This window comes from Clostridium brassicae (assembly GCF_026738875.1).
GTDB classification, from domain to species: Bacteria; Bacillota; Clostridia; order Clostridiales; family Clostridiaceae; genus Clostridium_H; species Clostridium_H brassicae.
Map to the genome: position 1 here is coordinate 1 of NZ_JAPQFJ010000004.1, position 18,306 is coordinate 18,306.

Annotated in this window: 17 protein-coding genes and 1 riboswitch; of the genes, 6 read left to right on the forward strand and 11 right to left on the reverse strand. The window is 27.3% G+C overall.

Annotated elements, in window-relative coordinates; all coding sequences use genetic code 11:
• The first annotated feature begins 437 nt into the window (after positions 1-437).
• The 3 genes from OW729_RS05155 to OW729_RS05165 all read left to right on the forward strand — a co-directional run bounded on the left by OW729_RS05155 (position 438) and on the right by OW729_RS05165 (position 3,144).
• Positions 438-1,784: a [Fe-Fe] hydrogenase large subunit C-terminal domain-containing protein gene (locus OW729_RS05155; protein ID WP_268060407.1), complete on the forward strand. Its 1,347-nt coding sequence runs from the start codon at positions 438-440 to the stop codon at positions 1,782-1,784.
• A gap of 142 nt (positions 1,785-1,926) precedes the next feature.
• Positions 1,927-2,451: a phosphatase PAP2 family protein gene (locus OW729_RS05160; protein ID WP_268060408.1), complete on the forward strand. Its 525-nt coding sequence runs from the start codon at positions 1,927-1,929 to the stop codon at positions 2,449-2,451.
• A gap of 39 nt (positions 2,452-2,490) precedes the next feature.
• Positions 2,491-3,144 carry an HAD family hydrolase gene (locus tag OW729_RS05165; RefSeq protein ID WP_268060409.1) on the forward strand — a complete coding sequence of 218 codons (654 nt, stop codon included), beginning with the start codon at positions 2,491-2,493 and terminating at the stop codon, positions 3,142-3,144.
• 100 nt (positions 3,145-3,244) lie between these two features.
• On the opposite strand, the gene OW729_RS05170 is transcribed toward OW729_RS05165, so the two are convergent.
• Together OW729_RS05170 and OW729_RS05175 are read right to left on the reverse strand one after the other, a co-directional pair.
• Positions 3,245-4,171: a TIGR01212 family radical SAM protein gene (locus tag OW729_RS05170; RefSeq protein WP_268060410.1), complete on the reverse strand. Its 927-nt coding sequence runs from the start codon at positions 4,169-4,171 to the stop codon at positions 3,245-3,247.
• 82 nt (positions 4,172-4,253) lie between these two features.
• A complete protein-coding gene (locus OW729_RS05175) occupies positions 4,254-5,348 on the reverse strand; it encodes a hypothetical protein (RefSeq protein WP_268060411.1) in 1,095 nt (364 codons plus the stop codon).
• A gap of 145 nt (positions 5,349-5,493) precedes the next feature.
• Here OW729_RS05175 and OW729_RS05180 point away from each other — a divergent pair, with 145 nt between their 5' ends.
• Positions 5,494-6,549, forward strand: a complete 1,056-nt coding sequence (locus tag OW729_RS05180) for a YkvI family membrane protein (protein WP_268060413.1) — start codon at positions 5,494-5,496, stop codon at positions 6,547-6,549.
• A 78-nt stretch (positions 6,550-6,627) separates the two neighbouring features.
• Here the strand turns inward: OW729_RS05180 and OW729_RS05185 are convergent, their stop codons facing one another.
• A complete protein-coding gene (locus tag OW729_RS05185) occupies positions 6,628-7,287 on the reverse strand; it encodes a phosphatase PAP2 family protein (RefSeq protein ID WP_268060414.1) in 660 nt (219 codons plus the stop codon).
• A gap of 35 nt (positions 7,288-7,322) precedes the next feature.
• Positions 7,323-9,122, reverse strand: a complete 1,800-nt coding sequence (locus OW729_RS05190; protein WP_268060415.1) for a heme NO-binding domain-containing protein — start codon at positions 9,120-9,122, stop codon at positions 7,323-7,325.
• A gap of 181 nt (positions 9,123-9,303) precedes the next feature.
• On the opposite strand from OW729_RS05190, the gene OW729_RS05195 reads away from it, so the two are divergent.
• The gene (locus OW729_RS05195) at positions 9,304-11,088 is read left to right on the forward strand and encodes a SpoIID/LytB domain-containing protein (RefSeq protein ID WP_268060416.1); all 1,785 of its coding nucleotides are present in this window, start codon (positions 9,304-9,306) and stop codon (positions 11,086-11,088) included.
• 134 nt (positions 11,089-11,222) lie between these two features.
• On the opposite strand, the gene OW729_RS05200 is transcribed toward OW729_RS05195, so the two are convergent.
• The 7 genes from OW729_RS05200 to OW729_RS05230 all read right to left on the reverse strand — a co-directional run bounded on the left by OW729_RS05200 (position 11,223) and on the right by OW729_RS05230 (position 17,353).
• Positions 11,223-12,293, reverse strand: coding sequence for a DUF7852 domain-containing protein (locus tag OW729_RS05200; protein ID WP_268060417.1), 1,071 nt, complete (start codon positions 12,291-12,293; stop codon positions 11,223-11,225).
• Positions 12,294-12,468: 175 nt separating this feature from the next.
• Complete coding sequence (locus tag OW729_RS05205; protein WP_268060418.1) at positions 12,469-13,197, reverse strand: CsxC family protein; 729 nt, start codon at positions 13,195-13,197, stop codon at positions 12,469-12,471.
• A 258-nt stretch (positions 13,198-13,455) separates the two neighbouring features.
• Positions 13,456-14,205 (reverse strand): ABC transporter ATP-binding protein, encoded by a 750-nt coding sequence (locus OW729_RS05210; RefSeq protein ID WP_268060419.1) that lies wholly within the window; start codon positions 14,203-14,205, stop codon positions 13,456-13,458.
• On the reverse strand, positions 14,186-15,199 hold the full coding sequence (locus tag OW729_RS05215) for an ABC transporter substrate-binding protein (RefSeq protein ID WP_407647638.1): 1,014 nt from the start codon (positions 15,197-15,199) through the stop codon (positions 14,186-14,188). Before OW729_RS05215 ends, OW729_RS05210 begins: the two co-directional genes overlap by 20 nt.
• A 14-nt stretch (positions 15,200-15,213) precedes the next feature.
• A complete protein-coding gene (locus OW729_RS05220; RefSeq protein WP_268060420.1) occupies positions 15,214-15,975 on the reverse strand; it encodes an ABC transporter permease in 762 nt (253 codons plus the stop codon).
• Positions 15,947-16,237, reverse strand: coding sequence for an MTH1187 family thiamine-binding protein (locus OW729_RS05225; protein WP_268060421.1), 291 nt, complete (start codon positions 16,235-16,237; stop codon positions 15,947-15,949). The genes OW729_RS05220 and OW729_RS05225 overlap by 29 nt, the downstream gene beginning before the upstream one ends.
• Before the next feature lie 204 nt (positions 16,238-16,441).
• Positions 16,442-16,550: riboswitch (TPP riboswitch) on the reverse strand.
• A gap of 35 nt (positions 16,551-16,585) precedes the next feature.
• A complete protein-coding gene (locus tag OW729_RS05230) occupies positions 16,586-17,353 on the reverse strand; it encodes a TatD family hydrolase (protein WP_268060422.1) in 768 nt (255 codons plus the stop codon).
• A 247-nt stretch (positions 17,354-17,600) separates the two neighbouring features.
• Between OW729_RS05230 and OW729_RS05235 the strand changes: the two genes are divergently transcribed.
• Positions 17,601-18,179, forward strand: a complete 579-nt coding sequence (locus tag OW729_RS05235; protein ID WP_268060423.1) for a GDSL-type esterase/lipase family protein — start codon at positions 17,601-17,603, stop codon at positions 18,177-18,179.
• Positions 18,180-18,306 lie beyond the last annotated feature (127 nt).

Consider the following 18,306-nt stretch of genomic DNA (forward strand, 5'->3'; position numbering starts at 1 on the left):
ACAAAACTGGCAAAACTAATTGCTAACGCACTCTATACCCCTAAATATATACAATTAAAATTTAATATATGAAGTTAAATACAATAAATTAATTAATGTAATATTATCCAAAACAGTAAATGGACTTCTACTTTTCTTTAGTGTTGTCAAATTTAATTCTGTGGAATTATTCCAGAAGGCTCCGCCTAAAAATCTGGGCGACTATGGAATATATTGAATAATATTAACAGGTAATTATATGAAAATATAATCTTTATATTTGTACGAAATCTAGGTAATTAAAAATGAAGAACGCATACCTTTATTATATATTTAACCTTATTAATACCTTCCCCCTCTTCTAAAGTAATTGGTATATACTTCTCTTCTATTGTCCAAAATAAACTTAGTGCTGAAATTTTATCTAATAATTACTTATTTGAAAGGAAGAGAGTTCCATGAATACCAATTATAAAGAACTATTTAGATCTTTAATAAAAGCCTATTATAAAGAAAATTTTGAAGAAACTATTTTCACCTTAATATCAGATGATTCCATTGACAAAAATTACTTAAGCAACCTAGTTTCTTCTCTTTGTGGAGTAGATGTGAAATATGATGATAATTATATTGAAAATTTAAAACATGCTATCGCTAATTATGAGATACACCATAAAGTGGTTCATAAAATAAAAGACTGTTCTATGGATTGTGCAGATTCTACTGGTAAAACTCTTTGTCAGAAATCTTGTCCCTTTAATGCAATACTTTTAGATAAACATACACATAAAACTTATATTAGTAATGATAAATGTACTGACTGTGGCTTTTGTGTAGAAGCGTGCCCAACAGGCAGTATTGTTGATAAAGTAGAATTTATGCCTCTTGTGAACTTATTAAATAAAAAAACTACAGTAATTGCTGCAGTTGCACCTTCAATAATAGGTCAATTTGGAGAAGGTGTAACTATTCATCAACTTAGAGCAGCTTTTAAACGACTTGGTTTTACAGATATGGTTGAAGTTGCATTTTTTGCAGATATGCTAACCATTAAGGAAGCTGTTGAATTTAATCATCTTGTAAAAACCAAAGATGATTTCATGATTACCTCCTGTTGTTGTCCTATGTGGATAGGTATGTTACGAAAAATATACAACAATCTATTGGATCATGTCTCTCCTTCTGTGTCCCCTATGATTGCCTCTGGAAAAGTTTTAAAAACCTTAAACCCTAATTGTAAAGTTGTTTTTATCGGACCTTGCATTGCAAAAAAAGCTGAAGCAAAAGAAAAGGATCTATTAGGTATTATAGATTATGTTTTAACATTTCAAGAACTTAAAGACATATTTAATACCCTAAACATAAATCCTAAAAATCTTAAGGAAGATGTTTCAACAGAATATGCTTCAAGAGAAGGTAGAATATACGCCCGTACTGGTGGAGTTTCTATAGCAATCACTGAAGCAATCCATCGCCTTTTTCCGGAGAAATCTAAATTTTTGAAAACAATAAAAGGAGATGGCATTAAAGAATGTAGAGACATACTTGATAAACTACAAAAAAAAGAGATTGATGCTAATTTTATAGAAGGAATGGGTTGTATTAAAGGCTGCGTTGGCGGTCCTAAGGTAAATATTGATAGAGAAAAAGGCCAGGAACTAGTCGATGCATTTGCTGAGAATTCAGAAGTTAAAATTTCTTTAGATAATGAGTGTATCGATAAAGTGTTTAAACAAATAGGTATTAATTCTGTTGAAGATTTATTTATAAAAGAAAAAGTCAAGATTTTTAAACGAAGTTTATAATTTTAACCTATTTTTAAAATAACCTAAACATAATATTAATACTTATTATGTAAAATTAAAATAATACTAATTTTATATATTACAACTTAAAATCTTATGTTAGAATAGTATTACTTATATTACATGGGGGTGGACTATCTCTTTGAATACTTTTTTAGAAAGAATTGAAAAAAAAGATATTGCTATTTTAAAATCAATAAATAATTCACTAAGCTGTAAAATTTTAGATTTTATAATGACTCCTATTACCTATTTAGGTTCTCTGGTATTTTCGATTTTATTCTGTATATTTGCTATAATATATCCTAACAGAACCATTCACAATTTAGGAATAAATACTTGTATAACTCTGGCTTTTAGTTCGGCAATGGTTCAGGTAATAAAAACTTCTGTTAGTAGGATACGTCCTTTTTTAAAAGTAACTAATTTAAACATAAAAAAGATAGGAATAGATAAACACTCATTTCCTTCTGGCCATACTACCGCTGCTTTTTCAATAGCTATTACAACATCGCTGTTTTATCATAACCATGCAATTATTTATATTGGGCTTGCTTTTATAGTTGGCATATCTAGAATATATCTAGGAGTTCATTATCCTACTGATGTATTAGCAGGAATGTTTTTAGGAAGTTTTTGCTCATTTTTGGTATATATTTTTATATGAAATTTTTAGATACATCACTAAATAAGGGGTGAATATTATATGTTAAATAATATAAAGGCCGCTATTTTCGATATGGATGGTACTTTAATAGATTCTATGTGGGTTTGGACAAAAATAGATATAGATTTCCTAAAAAAAAGGAGTTTAGAGTGTCCAAAGGACTTAAAATCAAAAATAGAGCATTTGTCTTTTGAACAAACTGCTATGTATTTTAAAGAAACATTTCATTTAGAAGAAAGTATCCAAGAAATTATGACTGAATGGAACGATATGGCTTTTGAGGAATATAAGATAAATGTTAAATTAAAATATGGAGCCAAAAAATATCTAGATATATTAAAATCTGCTGGGATAAAAATAGCTCTTGCTACGAGTAATTGTACACTACTCCTTGAAACTGGCTTAAAAGTAAATGGTATATATGAATATTTTGATGCGATCACAACCACCGATGAAGTTTCTCGAGGCAAACAGTTTCCTGATGTTTACCTCTTGACAGCTGAAAAGCTTGGAGTAAAACCAGAAGAATGTATTGTTTTTGAAGATATTTTACCTGCTGTAATGGGTGCCAAATCCGCTGGCATGAAGGTAATAGGAATACATGATGAATATTCTAAAAATCAAGAAAAAGATATAATAAACACAGCCGATAAATATATCTATGAGTATTCAGAATTAATTAAAGCTATTTAATTTAATCAAAAACTTGCATATATAAAAATAAGTTTTCTTCATTATTTTATTATATGTGCAAGTTTCTTCATTATAATATAATTAAAACTCTTTAATTATATTATTTATAACACTTACCTTGATACAAGTCTTCTTCTTCCAATTTACTATCTATATTATTTAATATTTCCCATTTTTTCAAACTCCACACAGGCTCAATTAAAAGACTTCTTGGAGCATCTCCTGTTAATCTATGTATAACCATATCTTGTGGAAGAAGTGTTATAATCTTGCAAATTAAATCTATATATTGTTCTTGACTAAAAAATGTCAATCTGCCTTCTTCATACAATTTAACTAAAGGAGTTCCCTTAAGTAAATGAAGAAGATGTAGTTTAATTCCCTGTATATCTTTATGTGATAGATATTTTATAGTATTTATTATATCTTCTTCCTCTTCTTCTGGAAGCCCTAAAATAGTGTGTACAACAACATCAATATTTCTTTTTCTTAGTCTTAATAAAGCATCTTCAAAAACGTCTAAAGTATATCCTCTATTTATTAATTTTGCTATTTCCTCATTGGCTGTTTGAAGACCTAATTCAACCCATGTATATACTTTATCAGTATAAGAACTTATTAATTCTATAACCTCTTCACTCAAGCAATCAGGCCTAGTAGCAATAGCTAAAGCCACAACTCCCTCTTGCCTTACTGCTTCATCATATCTCTCCTTTAATCTATCAATACTATCATAAGTATTTGTATAAGCTTGAAAATAAGCTATGTATTTTCCATTTTTCCACTTTTTATTCATCATCAATTTAATATCTTCAAATTGACTAGAAATAGAAAAATTTCTGTCTCCTGCAAAATCTCCTGAACCTCTCTCGCTACAATAAATACATCCTCCATAACTTATAGTCCCATCTCTATTTGGACATGAAAAACCCGCATCTAATGATATTTTAAATACCTTCTCTTTAAATTTATTTCTCAAAAAATAATTTAAAGAATGATATCTTTTATCTCCCCAAGTTTTTTTCATAATTTTCTCCTTTAAATATGTAAAAGTGTCTCTAGCCATTATACACTATAGACACCTTTATAACAAAACCACTTCATATAAATTACTTACTTAATTTCTTTAATTTTAACTCTTTTAAGTCCATTTCCCACTCACCAATATAATCATTATTCTTATCATTCTCACTCTTAGGTATTACTTTATACTTCATTTTTTCATTTTGGAATTCTTGTAAAATAACTTGAACTTTATTTAAAGGATATTCCTCTTCAAAAATGACAGGTATCATATCACCATTTGAAGTATCATAAAGCCTAATAGCTCTTTTGCTATTATCATTAGCAATATACTGAATAGCTAAGTACTTTTCGTCGAGAGAAAATCGCATAAACTCTACCTTAGAATTAGTTAATATATCGCATGACGTAACTTTCTTACCTATAGGTACTTCTTTTAAAACTTTTCCTCCAGCCTTCTCCTTCTGCCCTCCAGCACCTTGTTGATCTTGTGGATTAGAATTATTTCCTTGAGTTGTCATAGTATCATCTAAAATTAAAATACTAACAAAAGTATCACTATCAAAAGTAGTCATCGCTACACTAGTCCCTTCATACCCAAATTCTATAATGCCAAAATTTGTCTTAGGTACTATCTGCATCTTCATCTTTGCTTTATCATCTTTTGAATAGGCATATTTAGGAAGTCCTTGCATATCCGTTACTAGACTAGTATCAACTTCATTTTCTTTTCTTAAACGAAGCATCCCATCATTATAAAAAATTTCTTTCTTTATATTAGTATTTATTTTATTTATTTTATAATCAATTCCTTCTTTTTTTACAAGTATTTCTGATTCTGTTATTAATGTTTCTGGTTTACCTTCATTACTTTTAATAACTTGTATTTTAAAATTTCCTCCTTCATTTGACTCATTCATTTCCAATATCTTGTATCCAGTTATTTTTAATCCATTTTCAGTTAAATCTTGTTTGTTTATTTTAACACTATCACTTACAAGTTTGTTAGCTTGTTCATACTGTTGATTTTTAGTAAATTTTACATAATTTTCTACAGTTAAATTAGCCATCTTCATATCAAAATTATCCTTTTCTTTAACATCCTCAACCTTTTTTTGTCCACATGCCATAAAACTAAATAATATTAATATAGTTGACATATACCTAATATATTTTTTCATATTGTTTATCACCTATCCATAAATAACTTTATTTTTTACTTTTATTTTGCCACTAAATAAAAAATTAATTTATACAATCATTATTTTTATTAATTTATATATATTTATAAAAAGAACCTTATTATCAATTTTATGGGGGTATTACATGAAAAAATATTTAAGTTTAACTTTTCAATTAGCTGCCGTATTTATTGGCACTATAGTAGGTGCCGGTCTTGCTTCTGGTGAGGAAATAACCTTATTCTTTTCAAGATATGGTTGTAAAAGCTTTATAGGCTTACTAATATGCATGTTAATTTATGTAATTATGGGATTTATAATAATACATATAAGTACTAAGTATAACTTAAATTCCTATAATGAATTCATTAGATTAGTAAGTCCTGGATTCTTAGGACAAGTAACGGATATATTAACAAGTATTTTTCTTTTAAGTGGTTCCGCAATAATTCTAGCTGGAAGTGGAGCCTTGATAAGTCAGTTTTTTCATGTATCTAAATGGATAGGCATAATATTAATGTGTTGTCTTTCTATATATATACTACTAAAGGATACAGAGGGTCTATTAGAAATAAATTCATTTATAGTTCCTTGTTTAATAATAATTATAACAACTATATTTATTTTATTTATAAGCTTATCAAAAGATATGGTAAATATTCCATACATAATGAATATAGCTGACTCAAAGTATAATTGGTTTATTTCTGCACTTTTATATGCAGGTTTCAACATAATATCCTGTAGTGGTGTACTAGTTCCTTTAAGCTCAGAAATAAAATCAAAAACTCCTTTAAAGTTTGGAGTTCTCTTAGGCTCCATAATACTTACTGTAATAGCATTTATGATTAATCTTATGCTAATGCTTAATATTCCAAATATATTTCAATATGACATTCCTCTTTTATATGTTGCAGATCGTTTTGGCAAACTAATTCAAATAATGCTACTTTGTGTAATGTGGTTAGAAATGTTTTCTACTGAAGTTTCTGATATCTATAGTTTAGGCAAAACTATAGAAAATGTATTTAACATTCCTTATAAAAAAGCAGTTATTATTATTATTTTATTAGCACTACCCATATCACAACTTGGATTTGTAAATCTAATAACATATGTATATCCTGCTTTTGGGGCCATAAGTTTTGTTTTTATAATACAATGTATTATATTTTATTTTAAACAAAAATCTATTCATTAAAATAAAGAGTTAAAGAAAACCATTAAAATTCCTTGGTTTATCTTTAACTCTTTAAGCTTTTTTCTCTTAACAATTATATTAAATTTTCGCCTTTTTCCTTTTATCCTTAATAAGTTTCCATATCCAGTTCATTGAATAAAATAAACTTAATGATAATCCTATAGATACTATAACATCTATAAAATAGTGTTGCTTTATAAACATAGTAGACAAACTTATTAAAATAGTTATTATATCCGTTGTCATCTTAAAAGACGAACTAATTTTACTAGAATTATTTACAAACAACAAAACTAACATAGAATTTAATACATGTATACTTGGCATACAATTATAAGGATTATCTCTTCCATATACCCATAGCACTAGTCTACTAAAAATATCTTTATCTTCAATAATAGGCCTTGCAACATAGGTAGGATAAAAATAATAAATTACATAACAAATCAATATTCCTACATTCAAAGTTATCAGTAATTTAAAGTACTCATCAGAATCTAATATACAAAGCAAAAGCAAGAAGAAGAATATATAAGCATACCACCCCACATATGGTATAACAAAATACTTATTAAATGAAATAATATTATCTATGGGCATTTTCATAACATTTATATCTTCTCTATATACATTTAACGTTGGGTATAAGATGCTTGTAACAGGAATAGTAGCCATTAAGATACCTTTTTTTATAATATTTCGTATTTGATAATCACTTTCTTCCCACTCACGTTGCATATCAACCCTCCTGGCAAATTATTGATTATACTTCATTAAATCTTATACTTGCTAAGCTCATTTTTAAATTCTTCAGTCGTTTTCTTGAAATTGGATATATTTCCTATTAGATTTTTTATTTCACTAGTGTAACTTGATACACTAGCACTTACTTCTTCCGAAGATGCAGAGTTTTCTTCTGCGATAGCTGATAATGATTCTATATTATCAGAAATTTTTAGAATATATCCAGATTCTTTATCCAAATCATTTATCGTTTTTATCATTGTTGAAGATACTTCTTGAATAGAATTAGCTGCATCTAAACTTATGTCTCTAACCTTTTCTAAACTTATTGTCTCATTTTCCAATACATTATATTGATTTCCTATTTTTTCTACTAAGAGCTTTATTTCACTTACAAATTCTGCTAAATTTTGATTTATATCTTTAACGGCATCTTGTGTTTCCTCTGCAAGTTCTCTTACTTCCTCAGCCACAACAGTAAATCCTCTTCCTGCTTCTCCTGCACGAGCGGCCTCAATAGAGGCATTTAACGCTAAAAGATTTGTTTGCTCAGAAATCCCAGAAACTATAGAAACTATATTATTAATATTTTTAGCCTTTTCTTCTAATTCTATTCCTTTATTCTTTACCTCTTGGAATTTTTGTAAAGTTTGATAAATATTCTTACTTGAATTTTCTACATTTTCATAGCTGTTATTGATTTTATGGACAGCCTTTTCAAGTTCTTGTTTATTATTATTTTCACTATCTACAATATTTTTTAAAGTTTCAACATTATTATTTAATGCAGAAGCTGCTTCTTGAGTCATTTCAGCTTGGCTTACAGCTCCATCTGCCATTTGCTCTACTACTCCAGAAATATCTTCTGAAGTTGCCTTCATAGAATCGGATATATTATTAATATTTGCTACAAATGTATTCATTTCATCTGTAACACCTTTAAAATTAGTAAAATCAGCTCTAATTACCTTCCTATGATCTTTTAAAAGTTCAAATATATCTTCAAAAAAGTCCCCTGTAACTATTCTTTTTTCTTCTGTATAATTATTACTATTAATTATTTTTATTTCTTCTTTTATTAAATCTTTAGGTTTCATAAGCAAAGATACTGCTAAAGCAGATGCTATTGGAGGAATTATAGTTGCTAATAAAAATGCTGGTATATTTTTCACTCCTATTAAAAATATATTACTAATAATTGATATTATTATTGTAAATATTCCAACTTTTGCAGGAATACTTTTTACAAAACCAAAAGATAATAATTTGTTAAAATTATAGACTTTTTTATAATAAATATCTTTTTCAAAGTTAAATTCAAGTTTTAAGAATCCTGATTTTCTTTCTATCTCTTTTATGTCCAATTTTTCTTTGAAGAACTCTGCACTTCCATCAATAAGTCCAAAAGCATAATCAAACATTTCTCTATTTGATTTATATGTAAAAATAGCTTTTCTATCTGATATTGGTTCTATGCTTATTAGTGGTGGTTTTGCTCCTGGAAACTTTTTGACCATTTCTAAATGAATATCATATAAAGATCTAAAAAATGAGTATAAATTCTCATGCTCAAAAAACGAAGGGAAATCATTAAAAAACGACTGTATATTATCTTTTCCTATACTTCTCCATAACTGACCTACACTAATATTTATATCCTTTGATATATATGACATTACCTTTTTTACATCATCATCATCAATATTTTCTATTGGACTAAATATCTTACTATTCTTCCATCCAATAGAACTCATAGCTCTGTCTACAACGTCATCATTATAAAGTTTTCTACAAGTTTTAATCCAAGTAGCAACTACTGTCCCTTTCATTGTACTCCTCCCCTAATTTAAAATCATTATTAATTAAGTATATTTATTAATTATTATACATTACTTTTTACTATTTGTTAATACTTATATTATACTCCTCCTATTAGTAATATCTTTACAAACATGTTGATATAATTTAAGTATATAGTTAAATTTTTAGTATGTAAATGAGGTAAATTATATGAAAAAACCTTTTTTAATAGTTAGTATTTTTTTTAGTATCATTATAGTGACTTTATTATTTCCACGTAAAATAACTCATGCTATTATACTAGACTCCACACCCAACTACACTCTTATATACACCAATAATAAAATAAAAAAAATTAAATTTAAAAACTCAAATCTTCCAAAATATACAGTAGCAGATTTTAAATTTAATTGTTTTAAAGTATACCATTGCCAAGTAGCAACTCCATCTTCTAATAGGATACTAAGAAAAACATCCAAAAAATATGAATTGGAACATATTGGTTCAATAAATTTATCTAAAAATCCTTCATTTTATAAAATAGATGAAAATAATAATATAAATATAGCTACAAGCAAAGATATAATAGTTGGGAAAAATAATGTAAAGTCTTTTTTTAATAAAAATGAATTGAAAACTTTTGTAATATATCCTATGAAAGATTATTCTAATATAAGAGTCGGTATTTCTGATAATAACTTTACTTCTATATATCATAAAGAGATATATCTTCAGTTTAATTCTCCTGGGAAAATATATAATAAAACTGAAAATATCCATTTGGACATTCCTAAACATTATACCATTAAATTCAAATTTTCAAAAGGTAAGATCAACATTTATTTTAACGAAAACCCTGTAATAAGCAAGAATAGATTATATATAAGTGGAGGAAATATAAAAATAGCTAATATAAAGCGAGGCTCTCCTGCCTTCAATCCAAGTTTTAATGGTATCTTAGAATTATACCCATCAGAAAAAGGATTAATTATAATAAACGAAGTTAAAGTTGAAGAATATTTAACCAAAGTAGTACCTTCTGAAATGCCTGTTTGGGGTGGTATAGAGGCTTTAAAATGTCAAGCCATTGCTGCAAGAACTTATGCAATATCAGATATGCTTTCAAACCGATATAGCACTTTAGGATTTCATGTAGATGACAGTACCAAATGTCAAGTTTACAATAATATTCTCCCTCAAAACATCTCAAATAAAGCTGTGAGAGAAACCGCTGGTATAATAATGACTTATAATTCCATACCAATTGATGCTAAATATTACTCCACCTCTTGTGGTACTAGCGTTAATTATCAAGATATTTGGTTTAAAAGTGATGGTTCAAGTGACGTAAAGCCATACTTAAAAACAAATGTGTTTTTTAACGATAATACTACTCTTCCTTCTACTGAACAGGGTTGGTTAAAATTTTACAAAAATAAAGATATTGATGCCTATGATAAAAACTCCCCTTACTTTAGATGGAATGTAAGTTTCGATAAAAAAACTCTTGAAGATAATTTAAACTATAATCTAAAGCAAATAAAAAATAATTCCCCTGATTATATAACCTTATTTAAAAACAATAATTCTAATAAAAAATTAAAACGATTTCCTAAAAAACTAAAAAATTTAAAAAATATACAAGTATTAAGTAGAAGCGATGGTGGAAATATTATAGAAATATCATTTTTATTTGATAATGCTATAGTAAATGTAAAAAATGATTCTTTTATAAGAAGAAGCTTTAAATCTACTTCTCCTCCTAAAATATATTTACAAAACGAAAAATTTATTGATAATTGGTTTACTCTTCCCTCATCATTCTTTTCAATAGAAGTTACTGAAGATTATTTTACTATTTACGGTGGTGGCTATGGTCATGGAGTAGGAATGAGTCAATACGGTGCAATGTGCCTTAGTAAAAAAAATATAGATTTTAAAACAATATTAAATACCTATTATAAAGATATAAATTTTACTATGTTATATAAATAAGATTCTTGGCTTTAGGTGGAGTTTAAAACTCCACCTAAAGCTTAACCTATAAACCGAAATTTTATATGAATTACTTACTAATTTAAAATATCTATCTATATTCTAGGAAATTATAATACAATATGAATATATCTCTAAGTTCTTAAACAATTAATATTAATATCTTGCTTTTGAATTAGTTGCAATACCAACTGTACCATCATTTTCTCTTTTATCATTGAAAAAGTTGATTCCATAGGGAATTTATCATGTAATAACCTTTTATTACAACATTCTCTATTAGTAAATATTTTTACTTTTATTAAATTACAATATATAGGCTCATTGCGTTTAGTCTTATAAATATATTCATCTAGTTTAAATTTAGTAGGATTCGTTATTACTAGATTTTCTATATTATGTTGTTCTGTTAATTTAGGACTATTATTGTAATTAATTAAAGTTGTACATTTAAATGGAATATAATTAATACAATGTTTAATCTCACCTTTAATTTTTATATCATCTATAGATGTTACTGTAGAATACTGGATACAATTTCTAATAAATCCTTTTAAAAAAAGCTTTCCTGTATTATATTTTAAATCTTTCTTTTTAACTTCTATTGGTATTAATGTACTCTCATTTAAATACACATTATTATATATTTCTTTGATTTCTAATGCATTTTCTTCTAGGTCTAATGATGTTTCTACTGGCACAAAAACATTTTTTTCTGATATAATAATAGGGATTTTACCTTTAATGTTTCTTTCCATATTAATATTAGATTTCATATTATCTTTTACTTTATTCTCTATTAAACTATTACCATCACATTTCTCTACATAAATTTCATCTTTAATAGAATTACCCCTATCATCTTTTTCATTTTCGCATTTATTTTTTATAGAACTATTATCCTTGTCTTCACTTATATTATTAGCTAATTTTTTTGTATCTATATATGTTGCTTTGTGTGTTTTATTATATGCTTTGTCACATACCTCTGTTGGCTTTAAACTACTTTTACTAACTTTATCCTTTACATCTCTTACATTCTTTACATCTTTTTTGTCTTTTATATCTCTTTTTTTATCTACTTTACTTATATTACAATATCTTGTTTCACCTTTATAGCAATATATTTTTAAAACTTGTATTATAATAAGTAGTTTTAAAAATACACATATATTATTATTTAAACAGTCATTATACGTATTCACTGCAAGTACCCCTTTAAATTACTTATGCTTTATTTTATTATATTCAGATCATAGGTAATTGGAATTTAAATTCAAATAATTAAAAATACTTTTTAAAAAATGAGCTAAGTCCTAAAAGACCAGCTCATTTTAGTTAGATTATATACAATTATTTTTAAGCACTATTCTCTACAGATTAGCCAAGAACTCCATTAATATTTACTTGTTGATTTTGTAATACTTTTAATCTTAAATAAATAACCATTTTTTCAGTAATCTTATTGTAAGGAGAACCTGGTACTTTATCAAATCTATTCTTATGAATATCTGCTTCGTAAATTCTTGCTTCTTCTAATTCACAATAAGGTTTTTCTGTATAGCAAATATTGTCTATAAAGTTTTGTTCGCATGGTAATACTCCTAATGTTTCTTCTCCACACTTACAACTTCCACAGCCTTTATCGCAAATTAATTCTATTTCTTCTGCAGGTCTTCTAGTACAGAATACTGGTGGTGTACTATATTCAACTTCAGTTACACATCTAAAAGGAACATCTACTGTTGTATGCTGCACTCTTCCACTAACTACATCACAGTCTACACAATCAGCTGTTGTATATTCGATGTTCTTTCTAACATATCCTTCTAAGAATAATTTTCCCGTATTTGTACTTTCTGTAGTTAATATCAATTTACATTGAGTTAAAAATATATCTTTTTTAATTCTTTTTATATCATAGAAAGGATACTGTAAACATATATCCGCTTCCACATCTATTTGAATGGTTCTCTCTGCTAAAACAACAGGTATTTTAGCTACTACAGGATCACTTGTTCCACTTGGTACTATATTAGTTCCTGAACATAATGTTAATGTTTCAGCATCTACCTTGCCACAAAATTGTTGATTAGGTGTACGTTCCATTATATATTTCCCCCTTAAAGTTTAGGCTTCTCAAAAATATATTATTCAAATTAGATATAACAAGTCTTTAGCCTATAATGTAAAGCTTGCTTTCATATCTATTACATACTATGCATAGTTTGTCTATATGGTGAGTAGCCAAACTCATAAAAAATTTTTAAAATTATCAAATGTATAACTACGGTTCCCTTAGAAAATTATAAGTAAATCTAAAATAAGGCTGTACAGTATTGAGTTACTGCACAGCCTTATTGCTTATTACAAAGCATTTAATATCCTTCTTTTTATGTCATTAAACTCTTTAGTTGTAACTATATCTTTACTATTCCTATCAATCAGATTAACTTCTATCTCATCTTTTATAACTGCAGGTTTATCTGATAATATATATATCCTATCTGACAGAAAAATAGCCTCCTCTATATCATGGGTAATAAATAAAACAGTAGATTTTAAATTTTTCATAACATCTAAAAGCCAAAAATGCATTTTACTTCTTGTAATAGCATCTAAAGCTCCAAAAGGCTCATCTAAAAGCAGGATATCCTTAGAAAACATGTATGTTCTAAGAAGTGCTGCTCTTTGCTTCATTCCTCCAGACAATTGATGAGGATATTTATCCTCAAATCCTTCTAAACCAAAATTTTTAAAATACTTAGCTACCTTTTCTTTTGCTGACTGCTTGTTCTCGCCTTTTAATACAAGTGGCATAGTTGCATTATCAATTATCTTCTTCCAAGGAAGAAGCAAATCTTTTTGATACATATAGCTTACATGCCCAACCTTTCCTGTATAATCCTCTTGATTAATAAAGACTTTACCTCTGTCAGGTTGCATCAAACCTGCTATAATATTAAATATTGTGCTTTTACCACTTCCACTAGGGCCTAATATACTTACAAATTCATTTTCTTTAACATAAAAATTCACATCTTCTATTATTGTTATATTATTAAATTTCTTTTTTATGTTTTCTACTTTTAGCTTATTACTCTGGTAAATACTCATTTGTGAAAGCCTCTTTTGCATTCATATCTTTTGGTATAAGTTTCTTTTCTAGTAAAAATTTAGTGTAATTATTCCAAACTTCTTCCTTCATTTCTCCCCATCTTTTTGCATCATCTTGGTACTTATCAGCTAAATACTTTTGGCTTGCTAATACTAGCTTTTCATCTAACTCTGGAGCCGCTTTTAATAATATTTTTCCTGCTTCTTCTGGTTTTTCTATACAAAATTTATATCCTTTAGTAGTAGCTTTTAGGAATTTCTTAACAAGTTCTGGGTCATTCTTTATTGTATCATCATTTGTAATTATGACTGGGGTATAATAATCCATTCTCTTATCTATTTTTCGTAATTCTATATAATTTATAGGGAATCCTTTTAATTCTGCTTGTATTCCTGTCCAACCATAAAAAATCCATTCAAAGTCTATATTCTTTTTAGTTACTGCAAAGAAATCATCTGAACCAGCATCTACCATCTTTAACTTAGAAAAATCTGCTCCTTCTTTTTCCATTAATGCCTTTAATATTTGCTGCTCTGATGGCGAGCCCCAACCACCATAAGTTTTTCCTTCAAAATCCTTAGGTGATGTTATATTTTTCTCTTTTGGAGAAGCAAATCCAGAAGTATTATGCTGTATAATAGCTGCAATTGATTTTATTGGTAATGGTTTTTCAGCTGTTTTAGCATACGTCACTTGTTCTTGATAACTGATTCCAAAATCACCTTTTTTTGCTGCAACTAAATCCGCTGCTCCCCCTTCAGACGGCTGAATTATATTTACATCAAGACCTTCCCCTTTATAATATCCTTTGTCTTTTGCAACATATAATCCCGTATGATTTGTATTAGGCACCCAATCAAGTACAACTGTTACCTTTTTTAATTCCTTATTTTCTGTTGCTTTTTTATCCTCTGTCTTTGTGCTACCACATCCAGCAAATAACGTAGTCATAATAGTAATTGCTGATATAATGGCTATAATCTTTTTTTTCACTTTTATTACCTCCATTAGTTTTTTCTATTCCAAGGTGTTAGCATATATTGAATTAAGAATAGTATTCCAAAAAGAAACATACTTAAAAGTATAATTATTAAAACTACTGCAAAAACCTTATCCATAGCAAAAGAGTGCTTTACTCTCATCATATAAAATCCAAGCCCTTCATTAGCACCTACCCACTCGCCAACAACAGCTCCCATAATACTATAAGTTGCAGCAATTCTAAGTCCAGAGAAAAAATTAACCATTGAAGATGGAAACTTTACTATTTTAAAAATTTGGAACTTACTTGCTCCCATGGATCTTAAAAGATTAACCATATCTTTATCTACAGAATTTAGTCCATCCATAAGACTTATAACTATAGGGAAAAAGCATACTAAAACTACAATAATTACTTTTGGCAACATTCCAAATCCAAACCACATTCCAAACAACGGTGCTAAAACCACTGTAGGAATTGTTTGTGATATAACTAATATAGGATATATAGAATTTCTTATAACTTTAATATTATCCATAAGTACAGCTAATATTAAGGCTAAAATAATTGATATACCAAATCCAAACATAGCCTCTTTTAATGTCACATATATATGTTGTTTTATATTAGGAAGTATTTTAAACAAAGTTACTATAACCTCTTTAGGAGAAGGTAATATATAACTCTCTACTATTCCTTTATCTACTACAAATTGCCATATGCCTATTATAATTACTTGAAATATTATAGGTATTAATTTATTTTTTATACTTATATGTCTTTTCATTCATAGTCACGCCTTCAGGTTTATAATCTATTTTTACTACTGATACAACTCTAGCTGCACCTTCTTCTACACATATTTCATGAGCCTTTTTAACTATTTCTAACAGCTTATCTAAATCACCTTCCATTGTAGTTTCCATAGCTCCTACTTCATACTTGACTCCACATGAATCTATGTATTCAATGACTTTATCTACTACTGGGTATATTCGTTCTTCTTCTACTACAGGTAATACTTGCAAACTTACATTAACAGTCTTCATAACTTCTAAACCTCTCCTTTATTTATAATATTATTTATCCACATTTAATAGATAATATTATTAAATTTAATACACATATGTGGATAGTTTTGTTTTAAATAATTTTTAAATAGTCTTTTTAAAATAGTTTCCATAAATAAACTCCCTTTATCCTGAATTAGATAAAGGGAGTTATTGTCATAAAATGTTTTGAATAAAACACTAAAAATTTTATAGATATCCTCCCTTCGCTGGCATTACCCAGTTCAGGTCATAAGGGTCGAAATCTTAAAATTTCCTCTCAGCCTATTCACAGACTCCCCTGTTTTTGTATTGTTTTTTCTAACTATAATGTTACAAAATAAAGATCTACCTGTCAAACATTTTTGATAACTCCTCTTCATAATACAAATCTTTTAGATTTTTAAAAACTATATTTTTCATTTCCAAATAATTTACTTGTTTTATTTCACATAAGTTATATATAACTCTTTCAATATCTATTGGCATACCTCTTTCCCCTACTAACCACTCTTGTGAACTTGGACCATCTGTTTCTGTTAAAATTTTATTTATAGGAATATTTTTAGCAATAGACTTTATTTTATCTGAATAAAACACCTCAACCCCTACTGTAAAGTAACATCCTCTTTCAATCATCTTAATTAAAATATCTTTCGGCCCAGAGTACCAGTGAATTATAGCTCTCTCTATATCATAACTTTCTAATAAATATAGAACTTCCTTTTCTGCTCCTTTAGTGTGAATATTAATTATCTTATCCTGTCGCTTGGCCTTTTCTAAAAAAAACTTAAACACTTTTATCTGAGAATCAAATTGGGTTTTATCTTCAACCCAATAAAAATCTAATCCAACTTCACCAACCATAGGTGTTTCATATATAAATTTTTCTATTTCATTAAGTTTATCAGAATACTTAAAAGCATTCCATGGATGTATTCCAAAAGTAGGTATTATGAATTTACTTTTCCTACTTATATTTAAATTCTCCATATATGAGCTAATATCCATAGAGTTTGATATCGTTATTATTTTCTTATTGTTAATCTGTTCAAGAACTTTATCTATCTCTTCATTATTATAGTGTTCTAAATGACTATGAGCATCAATAAACATTATTTTCTCCTTAATTACATATTTTTTCTTGTACTTTGACTTATTTTAATAATATCGATCAAAAATTCTATTTCAAAAGTTTTATTATGAATATAATTTACTAGAACTTTTTCTATTAATAGGTTATTTAATATATTACTATACTACATTTCATTTCTTATATGTTAAAATATAAACATACCCTTTCACATATATAATCCTGGTATTAATAATTATAATATAAACTTAAAACTTATGGAGGCTTATTATGAATATAGTATGTATAGGCGACAGTTTAACTTTTGGATACGGAGTTAATTCCAATGAAAACTGGATACATCTAGTCAACAGCAATCTAAATCTATCTCTTACTAATAAAGGCTTCAATGGCGATACAACTGCAGGTATGCTTTTTAGATTTTACGAAGATGTAATTTTAAACTGTCCTAAATATGCATTTATAATGGGTGGAACAAATGATTTTTTATTAAATTATTCTGTAAATAATGTTATAGACAATATGAAGTCCATATTAATTGAAGCTAAAAAAAACAACATAGAAGTTATTCTAGGTATTCAACCTGCTGTTATTTCTCAATTAGCTAATAAATACTGGATGTATAGTGATTACGCTAAAGTAAATGATAGGATACAACAATATAAAAACTGGTTATTAACTTATTCAATGAAAAATAGTCTTATTTACATAAACTTCTATGATGTAATTCAAAAATCCTTGTCAACATATAAGGAAAATGAATTATATTTAGATGGAATACATCTAACTTCTAAAGGCCATAAAATCATGGCTAAAACTTTTATTACATCACTTTCTTCCTTTAAATAGAAATAAATTTAAGTAATTATAGTAATAAACTTGTAAAACACCCTATAAAAGTGTTTTTATAACATTGTTTTTATGATATCATATTAAATATAGTAATACTTCTAATTAAATCCAAATAAAATTACTT